The sequence below is a fragment of the Moraxella marmotae genome, assembly GCF_042219885.1.
Lineage (GTDB): Bacteria > Pseudomonadota > Gammaproteobacteria > Pseudomonadales > Moraxellaceae > Moraxella > Moraxella marmotae.
Genome location: NZ_JBHJHR010000002.1, coordinates 1,185,328 through 1,201,501 on the forward strand (window position 1 = coordinate 1,185,328; position 16,174 = coordinate 1,201,501).

Genomic DNA, 16,174 nt, shown 5'->3' on the forward strand with positions numbered 1-16,174 from the left:
TTTATTGGCTTGACCGACAGGACGATTGTGATTATAATAAATAGAATTAATAATCATTTTTATTTATAAAATAGGGAAAACTTGATGAAAATCAAATCAATGATGATGGTGGCGTTGCTGTCGGCAGGATTGTTGGTGGGTGCGGCTCATGCCAGTATGCCCAGTGATGCGTCTATTGAACGCTATATGCAGCTGATGAATTTTGAACAAGATTTTGCTGAGAGCTTTGCTTTTGGCTTTACCCAGCCAGCCAAGGTGGGATTGTTTGACTATATTAAAAAACAATACCCTGATGCGACTGCCGAGCAGCTGACACAAATGGACAAAGCGGCTGACAAGGTTTTTGGCGATAGAGCACGGCAGATTGCCAATCACCCAAAAGTACGCAACATGGTTCACCAACGGATTGCTGATGTGATAAAAAGAAATTACACCCAAGAAGAAATTGATGCTCTGAATGATTTTTATGGTACGCCAGTGGGTCAGAGTACCGTCAAAAAAAGTATGCAAGTTTATCAGGATTTTACGAAGGAAGTCATTGCTAAATTTGTACTGATGGAATCTGAAATACAGGCAGATATTGGCGATGCCAAAGCTGACCAAAGAAAGCTGATGAAAACAATGTACCAAATCTTTGAAAAATAATGGCACAACGCCAAGCGAGCAATCACCCACTTTGGGTGATTTTTGTTTTTGTGATTTGGCATGGATAACTTATCAAACGCCACAAAATCAAGTACAATAGGCAGTAATTTTAACCATCTTAACCAATCATCTTATAATCATCACGGAATTGGCATCATGCAAAAATCACTGGGTCAGTGGCTAGATTACATCGCAGGCATTCATGTGTCTGCCATCGATATGGGGCTGGAGCGAGTTTTGCCAGTGGCAAAGCGTCTGGGCGTGCTAAAGGCGGATATGGATAAGCCGCCGACTGTGTTTACGGTGGCAGGCACGAACGGCAAAGGCTCAACCACGGCGGTGATTGCGGCGATTTGCCAAGCCAATGGATTAAAAACCGCTCTGTACCAGTCGCCGCATTTGGTGTCATTTACCGAGCGTGTGCGTATCGATGGCGTGGCAGTTGGTGATGATGATTTGATACGAGCCTTTGAAGTTGTCGAAGCGGCACGCATTGCTGAAGGTTTGTCGTTGTCGTTTTTTGAGATGACGACTTTGGCGGCATTTTGGTTATTTGCCAAGGCTGACTGTGATGTTTGGGTGCTGGAGATTGGACTGGGCGGCAGGTTAGATGTGGTGAATATCATCGACCCTGATGTGGCGGTGATTACCAATATCGGCATCGACCATGTGGACTGGCTGGGCGATGATATCGAAAAAATCGGTGCCGAAAAAGCGGGCATTATCCGCCAAGGCATTCCTGTGATTTTGGGAGCAAAATCCTTGCCAGACAGCGTGCATCGCATTGCCAAAGACTTGACGGATAACATTCATCAGTTGGGCGTGGCTTATGAATTTATCGAGCAGCAAGATTCGTGGGTGTTTTCAAATGCAGCACTGAGCATCAGCCTGCCTAAGCCGCAGCTGTCGCTAATGAATGCCGCCAATGCCGTGGCGGCGGTGCTGGCAAGTCCGCTGACACTTGATTTGTCGGCGATTGCCCAAGCGGTAAGTTCGGTGAAGCTGGCAGGGCGGTTTGATTGCCGTGTGATTGATGACAGGCATTGGATTTTTGATGTGGCACACAATGCACATGGCATCAGCTTTTTTATCACACAATGGGCGGACGCTTGGCAGGCTCATCTTGATAAATACCCCAATGCTCGCCAAAAAGTGCTGTTTTCGATGCTTGGCGATAAAGATGTCGATGCGGTGCTTAGCCAAGTACACGCCGCCATACAGGCAGGGCAAATTGCCGATGGTGATTGGCACATTGCCAGCATTGATAATCCCCGTGCGATGCCGCTCGATGAGCTGTCTGGCATTGTCCGTCGCTACATTGATGCGGTACATGAATATGACAGCTTGTCGCAGGCGACGCATGGCGTGATTGCTGATAGCGGTGATGATGATTTGATTGTGGTGTTTGGCTCGTTTCACACGATTAGCGAAAGTTTGATTACGCTGTTTGGCAAGCCGTATTAAGACAAATTGGTATCATGGGCAAATAAATATAAGTTTGACAAATTTATTGACAAATACTGTTTAAAATACTTGCCCAAATCTTGACAATTTGACAAAAAACCGATATTTTTAGCAGTTTGGGATAAGGATTGCTTTTTGGGCGTTTTGGGCAACTGCCAAAAGTCGGCTCAAAAGCAGTTCATAAAAAATCCATAAAATTTAACGACATCTGGTGGTGGATTATGGTATCAAAGCAGGTAATGTTGGGGGTTGCACTCATCGTCAGTGGTGGGCTGGCATTTTTTGCATTGGCAAAAAACAATGCATCTGATACGCATTCGGCACACACCGCCCAGACCGCTGATGCCAAGGTTGCCAAGCCTGTGGTGCAGCCTTTGACCGCTGATGCAGCAACCGAAGGCAAATTGCTTGCCGAAAAGCAACGCCAGCGAGAAGCACACACCCAGCAGCTCAAAAAACAAACCGATGCCCTGCTTGAAGAACAAAATAACGCTCGCAAGCAAGCCATCGAAAAAGCCAACGCAGAAGCACAGGGGCGTAATCCTGCCAATACCCAAGAAGTCTCAGCCGACAGTGCCGCCAAAAGTGAGCTAATCGCTGCACCGACCGTACAGACTCGCCCAGAAGCGATTGAAGCAGCCAAAAAAGCCGAAGCCGACAAAAAAGCCGCCGAAGCTGAAGCGGCCAAAAAAGCTGCCCAAGCCAAAGAGCAAAAACCAGCCAATAAACCTGCTGATGATAAAAAAGCAGACAAATCCGACAAAACCAAAGAGCAGAAAAAACCTGACACTGCCCAAGCCAAGACGGATAAATCGGATAAAAAAGCCGACAACAAGTCTGACAGTAAATCCGACAAAACCACCAAGGCAGGCACGCACCAAGTGCAGCAAGGCGAGAGCTTGACTGTCATCGCCAATCGTCATGGCATCTCGGTGGCGGCATTGGCCGAAGCCAACGGCATGAGTCGTGATGATATTTTGCGAGCAGGACACAGCATCAAAATCCCATCATCATCACAAGTGGCACGCCTAGAGCGTGATGCCAAAGCACGCCAAGCCAATCAAAGCAGCAAAAGCAAAGAAAAAACCAGCAGCAAACAAGACACCCAAAAGTCTGGCGATAACAAAACCGACAATAAATCCGACAACAAAAAATCTGAAACCAAATCTCAAAATCCGCAGCTGTCTGGCCGCTACACGGTGCAAGTCGCCATCTCACCAGACAAAGAAAAAGTGGACGAAATCGTCAAGCAGTATCGTGCGGCAGGCTATCGAGTTACCACCAGCAATACCAGCCGTGGACTGCGTGTTTTGGTTGGTAGCGAAAAATCCGAAGCCGATGCCAAAGCCTTACGCAACAAAATCAGCAATGACTCTCGTGTCAGCTCATCAGGGGCATTTGTGCATCAAGCACAATGAGTAAATTGGTGCTGATTATCACAAAGTATCTGCTAGGAATTGCTCTTTTATGATTGGATATTTAATGATTGGGCTGGCTGCCTTGGTGCTGCTTGCCGTGATTTTTCGCCCAAAAGCCAAAAAAATCAAGGGCGATGACATGCCAGTTTGGCCGTTTGAGCCGATGCCTTTGATGACCGATAGCGAAGTGTTGTTTTTTAAAAAACTCAAAACCGCACTGCCTGAATACCACATTTTTGGGCAGGTGCAGCTGTCACGCATGATTGAACCGACCATCGATGTGGCGAGCGAGCGGCAATTTTGGTTCAATCGAGTATGTCGGCAGAGTGTGGATTTTGTGCTGGTGCATGACGATTTGCAAACCGTGCTGGCCGCCATCGAGCTGGACGACTGGACGCACGAGAGCAAAACTCGCCAAAAGCAGGACGCCAAAAAAGACAAAGCCCTTGCCAGTGCTGGCATTCCCATCATTCGCTTTCATGCCGAAAAGATGCCAAGCAGCGAGATGATTCGCCATGATGTGCTGACGGTGTTACACCATTATCGTTAAATTGCCCAATGATTAAATTATCAAATTGCCAAACCGCCAAATCAGATGGCGGTTTTTTTGTTTTGGTTTTTAATTTTGCCAAACGCATTGCCAAACCGATAAATTACCAAATTACCAAACCGCCAAATTGGCAACAGTTTATCCAAAGCCAGTCTGTATTTTTTTCTTAAAAATCGAACTTTGAAACTTCCCTATTTTTCCATCTTTCATTTATCAAAAGACACAAAACCGCTCAATTTGCCAAATTGCCACTTGCCAAATCATCACCTAAAAATGACCCATCGGTGAGTGGGTGCTTTTGGGCGGTTTATCAATTTTATGCTACACTGGCGACACGGCAGGCGAGCAAACCTGATAAAGCCAACAAAGTTTGTAAAATTTGCTCAAATAACCAAACCCAAGCAGGATAAACCATGAAAAATTATCAAACACTAAGCGTGCAAGTCGACCATGACATCGCCACCATCACGCTAAACCGTCCAGCCAAGAAAAACGCCATCAGCTTTGTGATGATGGACGAGCTGCTTGATGTTGCCAAGCGACTTAGGCACAACCCCCAAGTGCGTGCAGTGATTTTGGTGGGAGCGGCAGGTGATTTTAGTGCTGGGCTGGATTTGGCGGATTTGAATAATCCCAAAAATTTGGGGCTGGCGTTGTATCAGCTTGCCAAGCCGACACCGAGTAAATTTCAAAAAGTGTGCTTGGTTTGGCAGTCGCTACCGATGCCAGTGATTGCGGTGATTGAAGGCGTGTGCGTGGGCGGCGGTTTGCAGTTGGCACTGGGAGCGGACATTCGCATTGTCAGTACAGATGCACGGCTGTCGGTGCTTGAAGCCAAGTGGGGCTTGGTGGCGGATATGGGTATCACGCAGACGGCGGCGGACATTCGCCGTGATATTCTAAAGCAGCTGGCGATGACCGCCAAGATGATTACGGCAGATGAAGCCCATGCTTTTGGGCTGGTAACGCACCTTGCCGATGACCCTATGGCATTGGCAAATCAGATAGTTGCACAGATTATCGAGCGTTCGCCTGATGCGGTGCTGGCTGCCAAGCGTGTACTAAATCTGAGCAATCGCCCAAGCTGCAGGGCGTTATATCAAGAAAAGCTGTGGCAAATCAAGCTGATGCTTGGGCATAATCGCAAACTTGCCATCAAAAAAGCCAAAGGGGCGGTGATTGAGTTTGGCAAGCGGCAATTTGGCTGAATGATTGGCTGATTTGAGTCATGCGGCGTTTGGTCAAGTGATGGAATTGTACAAATCCATCAAAAACTGCCGACATCGCAGGCAATATCGGCAGTAAAATTTTAATTAAAATTTAAGTTTATTTTTTATAAACTTTATGGCATGAGCCGCAAGAGCTTGCCATTTTGCCGTACAGGGCTTCGACATCGCTTACGCTGGTGGCAGTGGCGGCAGCGGTTGCCAAAGCGGCAGCAGCGGCGTTAAATTCTTCGGTTTTTGCCGAAAAATCAGCGGCATTTGTCCAGATGGCGTCTTCAGCTTTACCGCCTTTGGCTGACTCGCCTTCAAAATGCTGCCACATCTGAGCTGTGCTGTCGGCGATGACATTGGCACGCTCTTTGAAGGTGGCGGCATCAAAGGTGTCTGGATTTTCCATCATTGCCTTCATGCCTTCGTTGGCATGACGCCAGTCTTTCATCAGCTTGGCACGCTGCTCTTGTTGAGTGGCTGGTGCGGCGTTGTCGCTTGAGCTGTTTGTGCTGTTTTGGCTGCAGCCAGTCAAGGCGATGGCGGCAGACAACAGACCGACAGGGATAATTTTATTTAACATATCGCTTCCTATGGGGTGGCTAAAATTGTTTATTTTACCCAAAACCACGCCAAGTCAAAGCAAATTTTTTGTAAAAAACACAAAAATTAAACAAATGTTAAAACATCTGATGGATTTGTGAGTAGATTTTTGGCATGGCGAAGTTTTTGTCTGATTGATTTAAACAAATCAGACAGTTTATTTAATTCACCAAATCAATCAAGCCAACTAAAGCGACAGCCAGTCTTTGGGTTTTAGATAAAAATCGGTCAGCTCAAATTCAGGCGTGCCAGCTTGTGGCTCGTAGCGATATTCCCAAGATGCCAAAGGCGGCATCGATACCAAGATGGATTCGGTGCGACCGTTGGACTGCAAGCCAAACAGCGTGCCACGATCATAAACCAAGTTATATTCGACATAGCGGCCACGGCGATAGAGCTGAAATTGGCGTTCACGCTCGCCGTAGGCTTTGTGCTTATTACGTTCAAAAATCGGCACAATGCCATCGATATAGCCTTGCCCGACCGCCTGCATGAATGCAAAGCAAGTGGCAAAATCCCAGCCTGTGCTTTTGGTATTAAGATCGTCATAAAACAGACCGCCCACGCCACGGCATTCATCACGATGCTTAAGATAAAAATACTCATCGCACCATGCTTTATATTTGGGATAAACTTCGTCGCCAAATGGCTGGCACAAGGTTTTGGCGATGCCGTGCCAGTGCTTGATGTCGTCAAGGTTTGGGTAAAAAGGCGTCAAATCAAAACCACCGCCAAACCACCAAATCGGCTCGCCGCCATCGTTGGGTGTGGCGACAAACAGCCGCACATTGGCGTGGCTGGTTGGTACATAAGGGTTTTTTGGGTGAATGACCAGTGAGACGCCCAAGGCTTCGGCACGGCAGCCAGCCAGTTGTGGGTGGCGTAGCGTGGCAGACGCTGGCATTTGTTTGATGTGAATGTGGCTAAACATGACGCCTGCTTTTTCGATTACCTGACCGCCAGCAAACACGCAAGAGCGACCGCCACCGCCTTCGGGACGCTCCCAGATGTCAGCGACAAATTTGGTTTGGCTATGACCATCGACGCCGCCAGTGCTTTCTTGTTGCTCTAGTGCTTTGATGATATTATCTTGTAAGTTTAATAAAAATTTCTTAACTTCTGCGATTTGTGCTTGCATGGCGTTATCCCTAAAACAAACAAAAACTGATTAATAAAACTAAACTTTAACTGCCCCAATCGTGATGCTGGCAAATGTGGCACAATCACCAAAAACATCAAAAAACATCGAAAAATCAACCGATTATCCTTGCAAATCGTCTGGCTTGATAAAATGTGCCATCTTTGCCCCTTTGACGCTCAGATAGTCTTGATTGTGCTGATTGACCCCGACAATCAGTGGAATGCGTTCGACAACTTCGATGCCAATTTGATTTAATTCATTGACTTTATTGGGATTATTGGTCATCAAGGCGGCTTGGCTGATGCCGACATGTGCCAGCATCTCACGGCACATTTCATAGCTGCGTGCATCGGCAGGCAAATCAAGTAGTAGATTGGCTTGCAGCGTGTCATGCCCTTGATCTTGTAAGGCATAGGCACGGATTTTGTTGGTCAGACCGATGCCACGGCCTTCTTGACGCAGATACAGTATCGCCCCCACGCCATGAACTTGAATGGCTTGCATGGCGGCGTTAAGCTGTGGACCGCAGTCGCATTTTAGCGAGCCAAAAGCATCGCCTGTCAGACATTCAGAATGAATGCGTATCAGTGGCAATTTGTCGGTTTGGTTTGGCAGTCCAACGCTTAATAAAACATGCTCTTGACCGTCTTGATTTTCAAAAACATGAATGTCAAAATCGCCGTGAATGGTTGGCAATTTGGCTTTGGCGATAAATTGATACAAAATATTCCCCTTAAATATGATACAAATTGATAAGACGGCAGCCGATTTGACCCAAGGGGCAAATGACACCAATTGCATAAAACCGCCCAAAAAATCATCAGCATGGCATGTTTGGCGGTGATTTGTATAAGTTTTGATGAAAAACCATCAATTAATGGGGGTTTTTCTAGCAAAAACAAAGGCTATCTTGTAAAATAGTCTGATGTCGCCAGTTAAGCCAATTTAGCCAATTTGCCATCATCGGCAAAAGCCAGCAGCTTGGCGGTGCTATCAAAAGTATCAAAGCACTATTATGCCACACTATTTTTGATGATGAAATGCAATTTATCATATCAATGTATCACATAAAGTTATAACAATTGGAAGCTAAGCAATCATGACGGATTTAGCCACCCATCGCCAAGTGCATCAAGCCAAAGTTTTTGATGAAATTTTGGCAACACGCCCTGACACGCCGATTTTGGATCGTGTGGCAACGCCTGCCGATCTTAAGCGGCTCTCAACGGCTGAGCTTTTGCAGCTGGCAGATGAGCTGCGTGCTTATTTGCTGTACTCAACAGGCGTCAGCGGTGGGCATTTTGGGGCAAATTTGGGTGTGGTTGAGCTGACCATCGCCTTGCATACGGTACTAGACACGCCGCACGATAAGCTGGTGTGGGATGTGGGACATCAGGCCTACGCCCATAAAGTTTTGACAGGTCGCCGTGATCGCTTGCCAAGCATTCGCTCAAAAGATGGGCTGACAGCATTTCCTGAGCGGAGCGAGAGCCAGTATGACACTTTTGGCGTGGGGCATTCGTCTACTTCCATCTCGGCAGCCTTGGGCATGAGTTTGGCGTCCAATCTTTTGGGTGAGCCGTGCAAAGTGGCGGCAGTGATTGGCGATGGTGCGATGACAGGTGGCATGGCGTTTGAAGCGATGAATGACGCTGTGCAACAAAACGCCGATTTATTGGTGGTGCTAAACGATAACGATATGTCCATTTCGGCAGCCATTGGCGGTTTTTCACGCCATTTGGCCAAGCTGTGGCAGCGTGGTTTGGCGATGGATATTGACAAACATGGCAACATTTTGATGGTCAAGCGAGATATTTCATCAGACGATCGCCGCATTCGCCATTATTTGCACATGGCAAATGGTGCGCTTGAAGATGTTTCAACTCGTTTGCCCAGTAAAATTGGCGAAAAAATCAGCGAGCTGTTTTCGGGCATGGTGTCATCACCCTTGCCTGATAAAATTGTCGAAAAAATCGGCGATAAGCTATTTGCAGACAATTTATTTAAAGCGATTGGGTTTACTTATTTGGGGCCATTTGATGGCCATGATTTGCCCAAACTTATCAGCGTGCTTGAGCGAGCCAAGCAGCTAAAAGGTGCGGTATTGGTGCATGTGCATACGGTCAAGGGTAAGGGATTTTTGCCAGCAGAAGCCGATCCGATTGGCTATCACGCCATTGGTAAATTACCAAAAACCACCGCCAGTGACACCGCACCAAAACCCACCGCCAAGAAATATTCGCAAATTTTTGGCGATTGGCTGGAGCATACCGCCAGCATTGATGAGCATTTGGTCGCCATCACGCCAGCGATGGCAGAAGGCTCTGGCATGGTGGACTATGCCAAGCGTTACCCAGACAGATTTTTTGATGTGGCGATTGCCGAGCAGCACGCCGTAACTTTGGCGGCAGGCATGGCGACTTCAGGTCGAATCAAGCCTGTGGTGGCGATTTATTCGACATTTTTGCAGCGTGGCTATGATCAGCTGATTCACGATGTGGCATTGCAGCATCTAGATGTGACTTTTGCCATCGACAGAGCAGGGCTGGTCGGTGAAGATGGGGCGACGCATGCAGGCGTGTTTGATTTGGCGTATTTACGCTGCGTGCCAAATATCATCATCGCCGCCCCCAGTGATGAGCATGAATGCCATCAGCTGCTAAACGCTTGCTATTGGCACAAAGGCACGGCGGCGGTGCGTTATCCCCGTGGCGTGGGCGTTGGGCGAGCGGTAAATCTGGCAGATGAGCCGTACCAGATTGGGCGTGCTAATATCGTCTGGCAGTCGGATAATGGCAATGCCAAGACAAGACTTGCGGTGCTGGCGTTCGGCACTCGTCTGGCAGATGCTTTGGCGGCGGCTCAGTCGTTGCAGGGCAGTTACGACATCGCTTGCACGGTGGTGGATATGCGCTGGGTCAAGCCTTTGGATACGGTACTGCTTGAGCAACTGGCGGCGTCTGGCATCACACACATTGCCACGGTCGAAGAGCATCAAATCGCAGGTGGGGCAGGTAGTGCGGTCAATGAATGGTTGATTGGACTGGACAATTGCCCAAAACTGCTTAATTTGGGCATCAAGGACGATTTTATCCATCACGCCAGCCACGAAGAGCAGCTTGCCCATTGCGGTCTTGATAAGGCAGGGATTTATCAATCACTTGAGCAATTTATCCAGCGTTAAGTTGTTGGATAATTTATCAAACTGACAGCCAAGCCAACAATCAAGCGATAAAATCAGCTGAAGTCGCCAATTTTCGTTGGTTTTTTATCAACTTTTAGCGTATAATAAAGGGTTTGCGTGACGAGCGTAATGATTTTATTTTTATTTAAATTTTCTAATTAATTAAAGCAGGTGTACTGTATGGAACCGATGGTCGTGATGGCAGCGAACGCAGCCAAAAAAGTAGGTCATGAAATTTTGCGAGCGCATCAAAACCGCCATCGTTTGGATTTGGCAGTTGAATCAAAGGGTTTGGACGGTTTGGTTACTCAAATTGACCGTTATGCCGAAGAATTGACCATTGCCATACTCAAAGAAAGCTATCCAAATCATTCGTATTTGGGCGAAGAATTTGGCCTACAAGAAGGCAAAGGTGCCGATGCTGATTGGTGCTGGGTGATTGATCCGCTTGATGGCACGCACAATTTTGTGCATGGCGTGCCGCATTTTTGTGTATCTATCGCTGTCCAAAAAAACGGCGTAACCGAGCATGGCGTGGTATATGATCCAGTGCGTGATGAGCTGTTTTCTGCCAGTCGTGGGCGTGGTGCAGTGCTGAACCAACGCCGCCTACAAGTCAGCGAACACAAGACCATCGAAGGCGGACTGTTTACCACAGGCCACCCATATGAGCGAATGGTTGGCGATGAGCGAGTGAGTTTTGCTCGTCAGCATTTCGCCAGCCTACAAGCCATCTGCGAAAACGGCGGTCAAGTTCGCCGTTTGGGTTCGGCAGCATTGGATTTGTGCTATGTGGCAGCAGGGCGTTTTGATGGCTATTTTGAGATGTCGCTAAAGCCTTGGGATGTGGCGGCAGGCGAGCTGATTGTTACCGAAGCTCGTGGCGTCGTCGTTGATCATAAAGGCGCGCCAAACGCCATGCAGACTGGCTCAGTGTTCGCTTGCAACATGAAAATGCTTAAGCCGCTGATGCAACTGGTTGTTCCAAGATGGGAAAATGCGTTGGTTGGCTAATTTTGCCACGCATTTATCCAAATCATCAATACCAAATTGACCGATTAATCCTAAAATGACGCCAAACCGAGCGTCATTTTTTTTTTGGTAAAAATTTGCTGAAAACTTGCTAAATTTAAAAAAATTTATCATAACTTGAGCCAAATTTAAGCTGTGCCAAGGTATGATAAAAGTATGACAAGATGTGTCAAATATGAAACAAGTGTTTACACTTTCATGGGCAAAAATGGCAATAAATCGTTGTGTACATTTGTAAGCTTGGGTTATACTAAGCCATCAAATTAATTCAAATTAACTAAGTATAAACCAAGCATTTGGGCAGGTTTTACAAGGGTAATCCAAAACCGCCAGACGCCAAAGGAGTTCACATGAATCAGCCAAAACGCCAAATCATCGAGATGAATGTTTTATCAAAAGGCAAAGAGCGACCCATCACCGCCGAGATGATTGCCAAAGTGCTTGCCAAATTGGCAAAAGGCAATGCCGAGCCGTTGGCGATGACTGCCTAATGTTAAGTTTGTGATATGAATTATCATATTAAGTTGGCAATCAAGATTACCAAAACCCAAATTGACCAATGATTGTGATTGATTAAAAAGAGCCGCCTTAGGGCGGTTTTTTGCATTAATCATCATAGCAATAACCAACCAATTTTCGAATGCTGGTTATTATTTGGTTATTATTTGATTTTGGCTATTAAGAGATAAAACAAAAGACCTACAACATCTGTTGTAAGTCTTTGTTTTCTTTATGATATTATGGTAGGCCCAGCAGGACTTGAACCTGCGACCAAAGGATTATGAGTCCTCTGCTCTAACCAACTGAGCTATAGGCCCGAAATTTAGATAATAAAAAAACCAATGATGTTTTGTCACTGGCTTTTTTTTAAATTTGGTGGGGACGGAGAGACTCGAACTCTCACACCTCGCGGCGCTGGAACCTAAATCCAGTGCGTCTACCAATTCCGCCACGTCCCCAAGTTGTCTATCAAGCGATTGATGTCGTCTTGATGTTGCGTATTATAGCGGATTTTAAAATTTTGGCAAGTTATTTTTTTGATAATTTGACAAAAAATTTATAACATATTGATTTTAAAAATAATTTTTATAGAATTTTTGTGCTGCATCAAGGTTTTATGAAATTGTTGTTTGCATCGCCATTGGTGGGCGTTAAACGCCAAATCGGCTCATTATCATTGGTAAAACTTAACCGATTTTGGTAAATAGTGGCTGGGCTAAAATTAGCAGTCAAATTGGTAAGATTGCTACATCAGAGCATTTTGTGCTTTTATTCTTAAGATGGGCTGTGTTAAACTTAACAAAAGCCATAACCACGCCACGAAAAATAGCATGGCGGCAGGCTTGATTTTTTATTGAATTTGTTTTATTGATTAATTTGGAGCTGACAATGATTACCACACTGGATATTACCGAATTTAGCCCAAGCGATGACAAAGTGATTTGGGACGTGCGCGATGCCGATAACTATCACCAAGGACATATTGAACACGCCGTCAATCACCCGCTGGACACCCTAAATAAAGCCCTACTGGACGCTACCGATGGCGATATTTATGTGCTGTGTGGTGGTGGCACTAAAGCACAAAAGGCGGTGGCATTGCTGAATGAGCTTGATAATAGCCGAAATATCATTCATTTGACAGGTGGCACTCGGGGTGCGGCAGCTCATGGCATGAAAATTGTGGCTGATACCGACAACTAATCATCACGGTGCGTAAAAATTCACTAAGATAAAATCATTATAAATCAATAACTTATAAAATTTATGCAAAATTTTTGAAATTAGTTGTTGACACTTTTGGGTCTTAGTTGTATTATACGCACCACAACGACGAGCTAATAACAAAAAGCTTGAAGTAAAGAAAAATCGGAGTGTAGCGCAGCTTGGTAGCGCATCTGGTTTGGGACCAGAGGGTCGGGGGTTCGAATCCCTCCACTCCGACCATTTTTAAAGCCGAATAGGCTTTTTTTGTTGGTGAAAACCAGCGTCAATACTCGAGCGCCTGTAGCTCAGTTGGATAGAGCATCTGCCTTCTAAGCAGGTGGTCGCAGGTTCGAATCCTGCCAGGCGCGCCATATGCCTGCAAGATTATGGCGGCTATAGCTCAGTTGGTAGAGCCCCGGGTTGTGATCTCGGTTGTCGTGGGTTCGAGTCCCATTAGTCGCCCCATATTTGATAAATATTTTATCGTAAAACCCCAAATAATTGATTTATTTGGGGTTTTTGTTGTATTTTTTTTCTTATCACTCACCATTTTGATTCAATCACAACATTTTAACAGTGTATTTGACAGTATGGCGGCGTGTTTGGCTGTGTATGATAACCCAGATATACTATTAACTGCCATTTGAGTTGTTTGTTGTCATTGGTGCATCTTTGCTGTACAATAGTTATCCAGTTGTAATACTGTTTCATCTGTGCGGCGTTATTTATTGTCGATACAATCACAGATAAAGCCGCAGACAAGGGTGGTTTGTTCAATTGACAACGCTGCCATAGTTGCTGCGTTGTTGCATTGCCAGTATCCATTCAAAGCATTTATTTAAATATTTATTCAAAATATATTGCACAATAACGAGGTGTGCCATGTCTCAAATCTTAGATTCGTTCACGATTGGTAGCCGAACTTTTCATTCACGCTTGCTTGTCGGCACAGGCAAATATCAAGATTTGGCACAGACCAAAGATGCCATCGAGGCAAGCGGTGCCGAGATTATAACCGTCGCCATTCGCCGCACGAACATTGGGCAAAACAAAGACGAGCCGAATTTGCTTGATGTGATTTCGCCAGACAAATATACCATTTTGCCAAATACGGCAGGCTGTTTTGATGCCGATAGTGCGGTGCGTACTTGCATGCTGGCACGAGAGCTGCTTGATGGGCATAATCTGGTCAAGCTTGAGGTGCTGGGTGATGAAAAAAACCTATATCCCAATGTTGTCGAGACTATCAAGGCGGCACAGGTGCTGATTGACGATGGTTTTGAGGTGATGGTTTATACTTCAGACGATCCGATTGTCGCCAAAGAGCTTGAGAGCATGGGCTGCGTTGCGATTATGCCGCTGGGCAGTTTGATTGGCTCAGGCTTGGGGCTGCTAAATCGCCATACGCTAAGCCTGATTATCGAGCAGACACAAGTGCCAGTACTGGTTGATGCTGGTGTCGGCACGGCATCAGATGCTGCCATCGCCATGGAGCTGGGCTGTGATGGCGTGCTGATGAATACCGCCATCGCTCATGCCAAAAATCCTGTTCTGATGGCATCGGCGATGAACCACGCTATCAAAGCAGGGCGTGAGGCATTTTTGGCAGGGCGTATGCCAGCGCGCCAGATGGCTCAAGCCAGTTCACCACAGACAGGGTATTTTTTTACCAAATGGTGAATGACTGCTTACAAATTACTACTTACAAAGCCAAAAATTTTTGCTATTATGGGGACTTTTGGGGCATAAAGGTGGCAAATCGTGCGTGTGCTGGGTCTTGTTGATTTATTGTTTTTGTTATTAGAAAACGCCAAGCAGCCCATGCATGTGGCAGGGATTTGTGTGTTTGAGTTGCCTGATAATCATGATGACAATTTTATCAATGAACTCATCAGCCAAATCGACACCGACGCTTTGCCAAATTTCCCCTTTAACCAAGTGCTGCACCGTGGCGTGATGTGGCAAGCGATTCGCCAATTTAATATCCATCATCACTGCCATTATCATCGGCTAAAAACAGGCACAATGAGCGAAGCGTTGGCGAGCATTTCTCGGCTGCATGAGAGCAGACTGGCACGCAGCAGACCGTTGTGGGAGCTGCATTTGTTTGATAATCTGATGCCAGAAAGCGAGCATCAGCCCAAGCGGTTCGTGCTGTACCTAAAGGTGCATCATGCGGTGCTAGATGGCGTGGCTGCCATGCGTTTGTTTCAGCGGTCGTTGTCGCATCTGCCTGATGAATGGCTATCGCAGCCGTTGTGGCTTAGAAATATCCGCCGCCAAAAAACAAGTTTTGCCATCGAAAAAAAATCCATCGCAAGCAATCTAAAATCCCAGCTAAAAAGCATTTTGCCTGTATATCGTGAACTAAAAAACGATTATTATTTAAGCAAAATTCAAAAATCGTCAGCAGAACACGCCACAGCCCAAGGCGGTTTTATCAGTAGCTTGCAAGCACCGCCATCAATGCTCAATCAGCGTATCGGTACCAGTCGGCATTTGTCGGTGGTTGCTCTTGATAAGCTGCGATTTGTCAAACTTGCCCAACATTTTAATGTCAGTACTAACGATATGGTGTTGGCGGTGTGTTCGTTTGCTTTGCGTGAGTATTTACTATCACAAAATGCTTTGCCCAAAGAGCCTTTGATTGCGTTTATCCCAGCGTCTTTACGCAAAAATGACACCGCCATTGGCAACCAAATTTCCTTTATCCCAACCACTCTTGCCACCGATGATGCCAATTTGTCCACACGCCTAGACAAAATTCATCGCAGCGTTACAGCAGGCAAGGCACGCATTGCCCGCATGACGCAAGGCGAATTTATCGGCTATACTGCCGCCCATTATTGGTGGGCAGGGCTAAATTTGGCGACACGCCTTTATCCCAAAAAACAAGCGTTCAATCTCATCATCTCAAATGTCCCCGGTGATGATACGCCGCTGTATCTTAACGGAGCAAGACTGTCCGCCATCTATCCTGCGTCTGTACTGTTTGACGGTCAGGCACTCAATATCAGCTTTACCAATTATCAAGATCGTATCGACTTTGGTATCATCGCCTGTCAGATGGCGTTGCCAAACATCGGCATATTGCCAACATTAATCAAGCAGGCGGTCAGCGAATACGAAACTTTGGCGGATTTGGGCTAAATTTGCCGATTTGGTCAGATTGATGATTTTTGTCAGGTTGGCTGTTTTAAAGAACAGACAATTGGT

General features: G+C 46.2%; 14 protein-coding genes and 5 tRNA genes. 14 read left to right on the forward strand and 5 right to left on the reverse strand.

What is annotated here, in order from left to right:
- The first annotated feature begins 84 nt into the window (after nucleotides 1–84).
- From ACFBZI_RS05575 to ACFBZI_RS05595, 5 genes are all read left to right on the forward strand, one after another.
- Nucleotides 85–645, forward strand: coding sequence for a DUF2059 domain-containing protein (locus tag ACFBZI_RS05575; protein WP_375715413.1), 561 nt, complete (start codon nucleotides 85–87; stop codon nucleotides 643–645).
- A 156-nt stretch (nucleotides 646–801) separates the two neighbouring features.
- Complete coding sequence (locus ACFBZI_RS05580) at nucleotides 802–2,109, forward strand: bifunctional folylpolyglutamate synthase/dihydrofolate synthase (RefSeq protein ID WP_375715414.1); 1,308 nt, start codon at nucleotides 802–804, stop codon at nucleotides 2,107–2,109.
- A gap of 221 nt (nucleotides 2,110–2,330) precedes the next feature.
- Nucleotides 2,331–3,527 (forward strand): SPOR and LysM peptidoglycan-binding domain-containing protein, encoded by a 1,197-nt coding sequence (locus tag ACFBZI_RS05585; RefSeq protein ID WP_375715415.1) that lies wholly within the window; start codon nucleotides 2,331–2,333, stop codon nucleotides 3,525–3,527.
- A 49-nt stretch (nucleotides 3,528–3,576) separates the two neighbouring features.
- Complete coding sequence (locus ACFBZI_RS05590; RefSeq protein ID WP_375715416.1) at nucleotides 3,577–4,077, forward strand: DUF2726 domain-containing protein; 501 nt, start codon at nucleotides 3,577–3,579, stop codon at nucleotides 4,075–4,077.
- Between the two features lie 413 nt (nucleotides 4,078–4,490).
- Nucleotides 4,491–5,285 (forward strand): crotonase/enoyl-CoA hydratase family protein, encoded by a 795-nt coding sequence (locus tag ACFBZI_RS05595; RefSeq protein WP_375715417.1) that lies wholly within the window; start codon nucleotides 4,491–4,493, stop codon nucleotides 5,283–5,285.
- A 118-nt stretch (nucleotides 5,286–5,403) separates the two neighbouring features.
- Here ACFBZI_RS05595 and ACFBZI_RS05600 read toward each other — a convergent pair whose 3' ends face one another.
- The 3 genes from ACFBZI_RS05600 to ribA form a co-directional block, all read right to left on the reverse strand.
- Entirely contained in the window at nucleotides 5,404–5,874 is a 471-nt protein-coding gene (locus ACFBZI_RS05600; protein WP_375715418.1) for a c-type cytochrome, read from the reverse strand.
- A gap of 207 nt (nucleotides 5,875–6,081) precedes the next feature.
- Nucleotides 6,082–7,032 carry an oxygen-dependent coproporphyrinogen oxidase gene (gene hemF, locus ACFBZI_RS05605; protein WP_375715419.1) on the reverse strand — a complete coding sequence of 317 codons (951 nt, stop codon included), beginning with the start codon at nucleotides 7,030–7,032 and terminating at the stop codon, nucleotides 6,082–6,084.
- A gap of 123 nt (nucleotides 7,033–7,155) precedes the next feature.
- Entirely contained in the window at nucleotides 7,156–7,758 is a 603-nt protein-coding gene (gene ribA, locus ACFBZI_RS05610; RefSeq protein ID WP_375715420.1) for a GTP cyclohydrolase II, read from the reverse strand.
- A 376-nt stretch (nucleotides 7,759–8,134) separates the two neighbouring features.
- On the opposite strand from ribA, the gene dxs reads away from it, so the two are divergent.
- From dxs to ACFBZI_RS05625, 3 genes are all read left to right on the forward strand, one after another.
- A complete protein-coding gene (gene dxs / locus ACFBZI_RS05615; protein WP_375715421.1) occupies nucleotides 8,135–10,219 on the forward strand; it encodes a 1-deoxy-D-xylulose-5-phosphate synthase in 2,085 nt (694 codons plus the stop codon).
- 180 nt (nucleotides 10,220–10,399) lie between these two features.
- Nucleotides 10,400–11,233, forward strand: coding sequence for an inositol monophosphatase family protein (locus ACFBZI_RS05620; RefSeq protein ID WP_375715422.1), 834 nt, complete (start codon nucleotides 10,400–10,402; stop codon nucleotides 11,231–11,233).
- A 368-nt stretch (nucleotides 11,234–11,601) separates the two neighbouring features.
- On the forward strand, nucleotides 11,602–11,742 hold the full coding sequence (locus tag ACFBZI_RS05625; RefSeq protein ID WP_375715423.1) for a hypothetical protein: 141 nt from the start codon (nucleotides 11,602–11,604) through the stop codon (nucleotides 11,740–11,742).
- A gap of 250 nt (nucleotides 11,743–11,992) precedes the next feature.
- On the opposite strand, the gene ACFBZI_RS05630 is transcribed toward ACFBZI_RS05625, so the two are convergent.
- A tRNA-Ile gene (locus ACFBZI_RS05630) sits at nucleotides 11,993–12,069 on the reverse strand.
- A gap of 56 nt (nucleotides 12,070–12,125) precedes the next feature.
- Nucleotides 12,126–12,210 (reverse strand) — tRNA-Leu (locus ACFBZI_RS05635).
- Nucleotides 12,211–12,640: 430 nt separating this feature from the next.
- Between ACFBZI_RS05635 and ACFBZI_RS05640 the strand changes: the two genes are divergently transcribed.
- The 6 genes from ACFBZI_RS05640 to ACFBZI_RS05665 all read left to right on the forward strand — a co-directional run bounded on the left by ACFBZI_RS05640 (nucleotide 12,641) and on the right by ACFBZI_RS05665 (nucleotide 16,108).
- Nucleotides 12,641–12,955, forward strand: coding sequence for a rhodanese-like domain-containing protein (locus ACFBZI_RS05640; protein WP_375715424.1), 315 nt, complete (start codon nucleotides 12,641–12,643; stop codon nucleotides 12,953–12,955).
- A 166-nt stretch (nucleotides 12,956–13,121) separates the two neighbouring features.
- A tRNA-Pro gene (locus ACFBZI_RS05645) sits at nucleotides 13,122–13,198 on the forward strand.
- 54 nt (nucleotides 13,199–13,252) lie between these two features.
- Nucleotides 13,253–13,329, forward strand: a tRNA-Arg gene (locus ACFBZI_RS05650).
- Nucleotides 13,330–13,347: 18 nt separating this feature from the next.
- Nucleotides 13,348–13,423, forward strand: a tRNA-His gene (locus ACFBZI_RS05655).
- Nucleotides 13,424–13,840: 417 nt separating this feature from the next.
- Nucleotides 13,841–14,638, forward strand: a complete 798-nt coding sequence (locus ACFBZI_RS05660; RefSeq protein WP_375715425.1) for a thiazole synthase — start codon at nucleotides 13,841–13,843, stop codon at nucleotides 14,636–14,638.
- Nucleotides 14,639–14,719: 81 nt separating this feature from the next.
- Nucleotides 14,720–16,108 (forward strand): wax ester/triacylglycerol synthase family O-acyltransferase, encoded by a 1,389-nt coding sequence (locus ACFBZI_RS05665; protein ID WP_375715426.1) that lies wholly within the window; start codon nucleotides 14,720–14,722, stop codon nucleotides 16,106–16,108.
- Nucleotides 16,109–16,174: the final 66 nt, after the last annotated feature.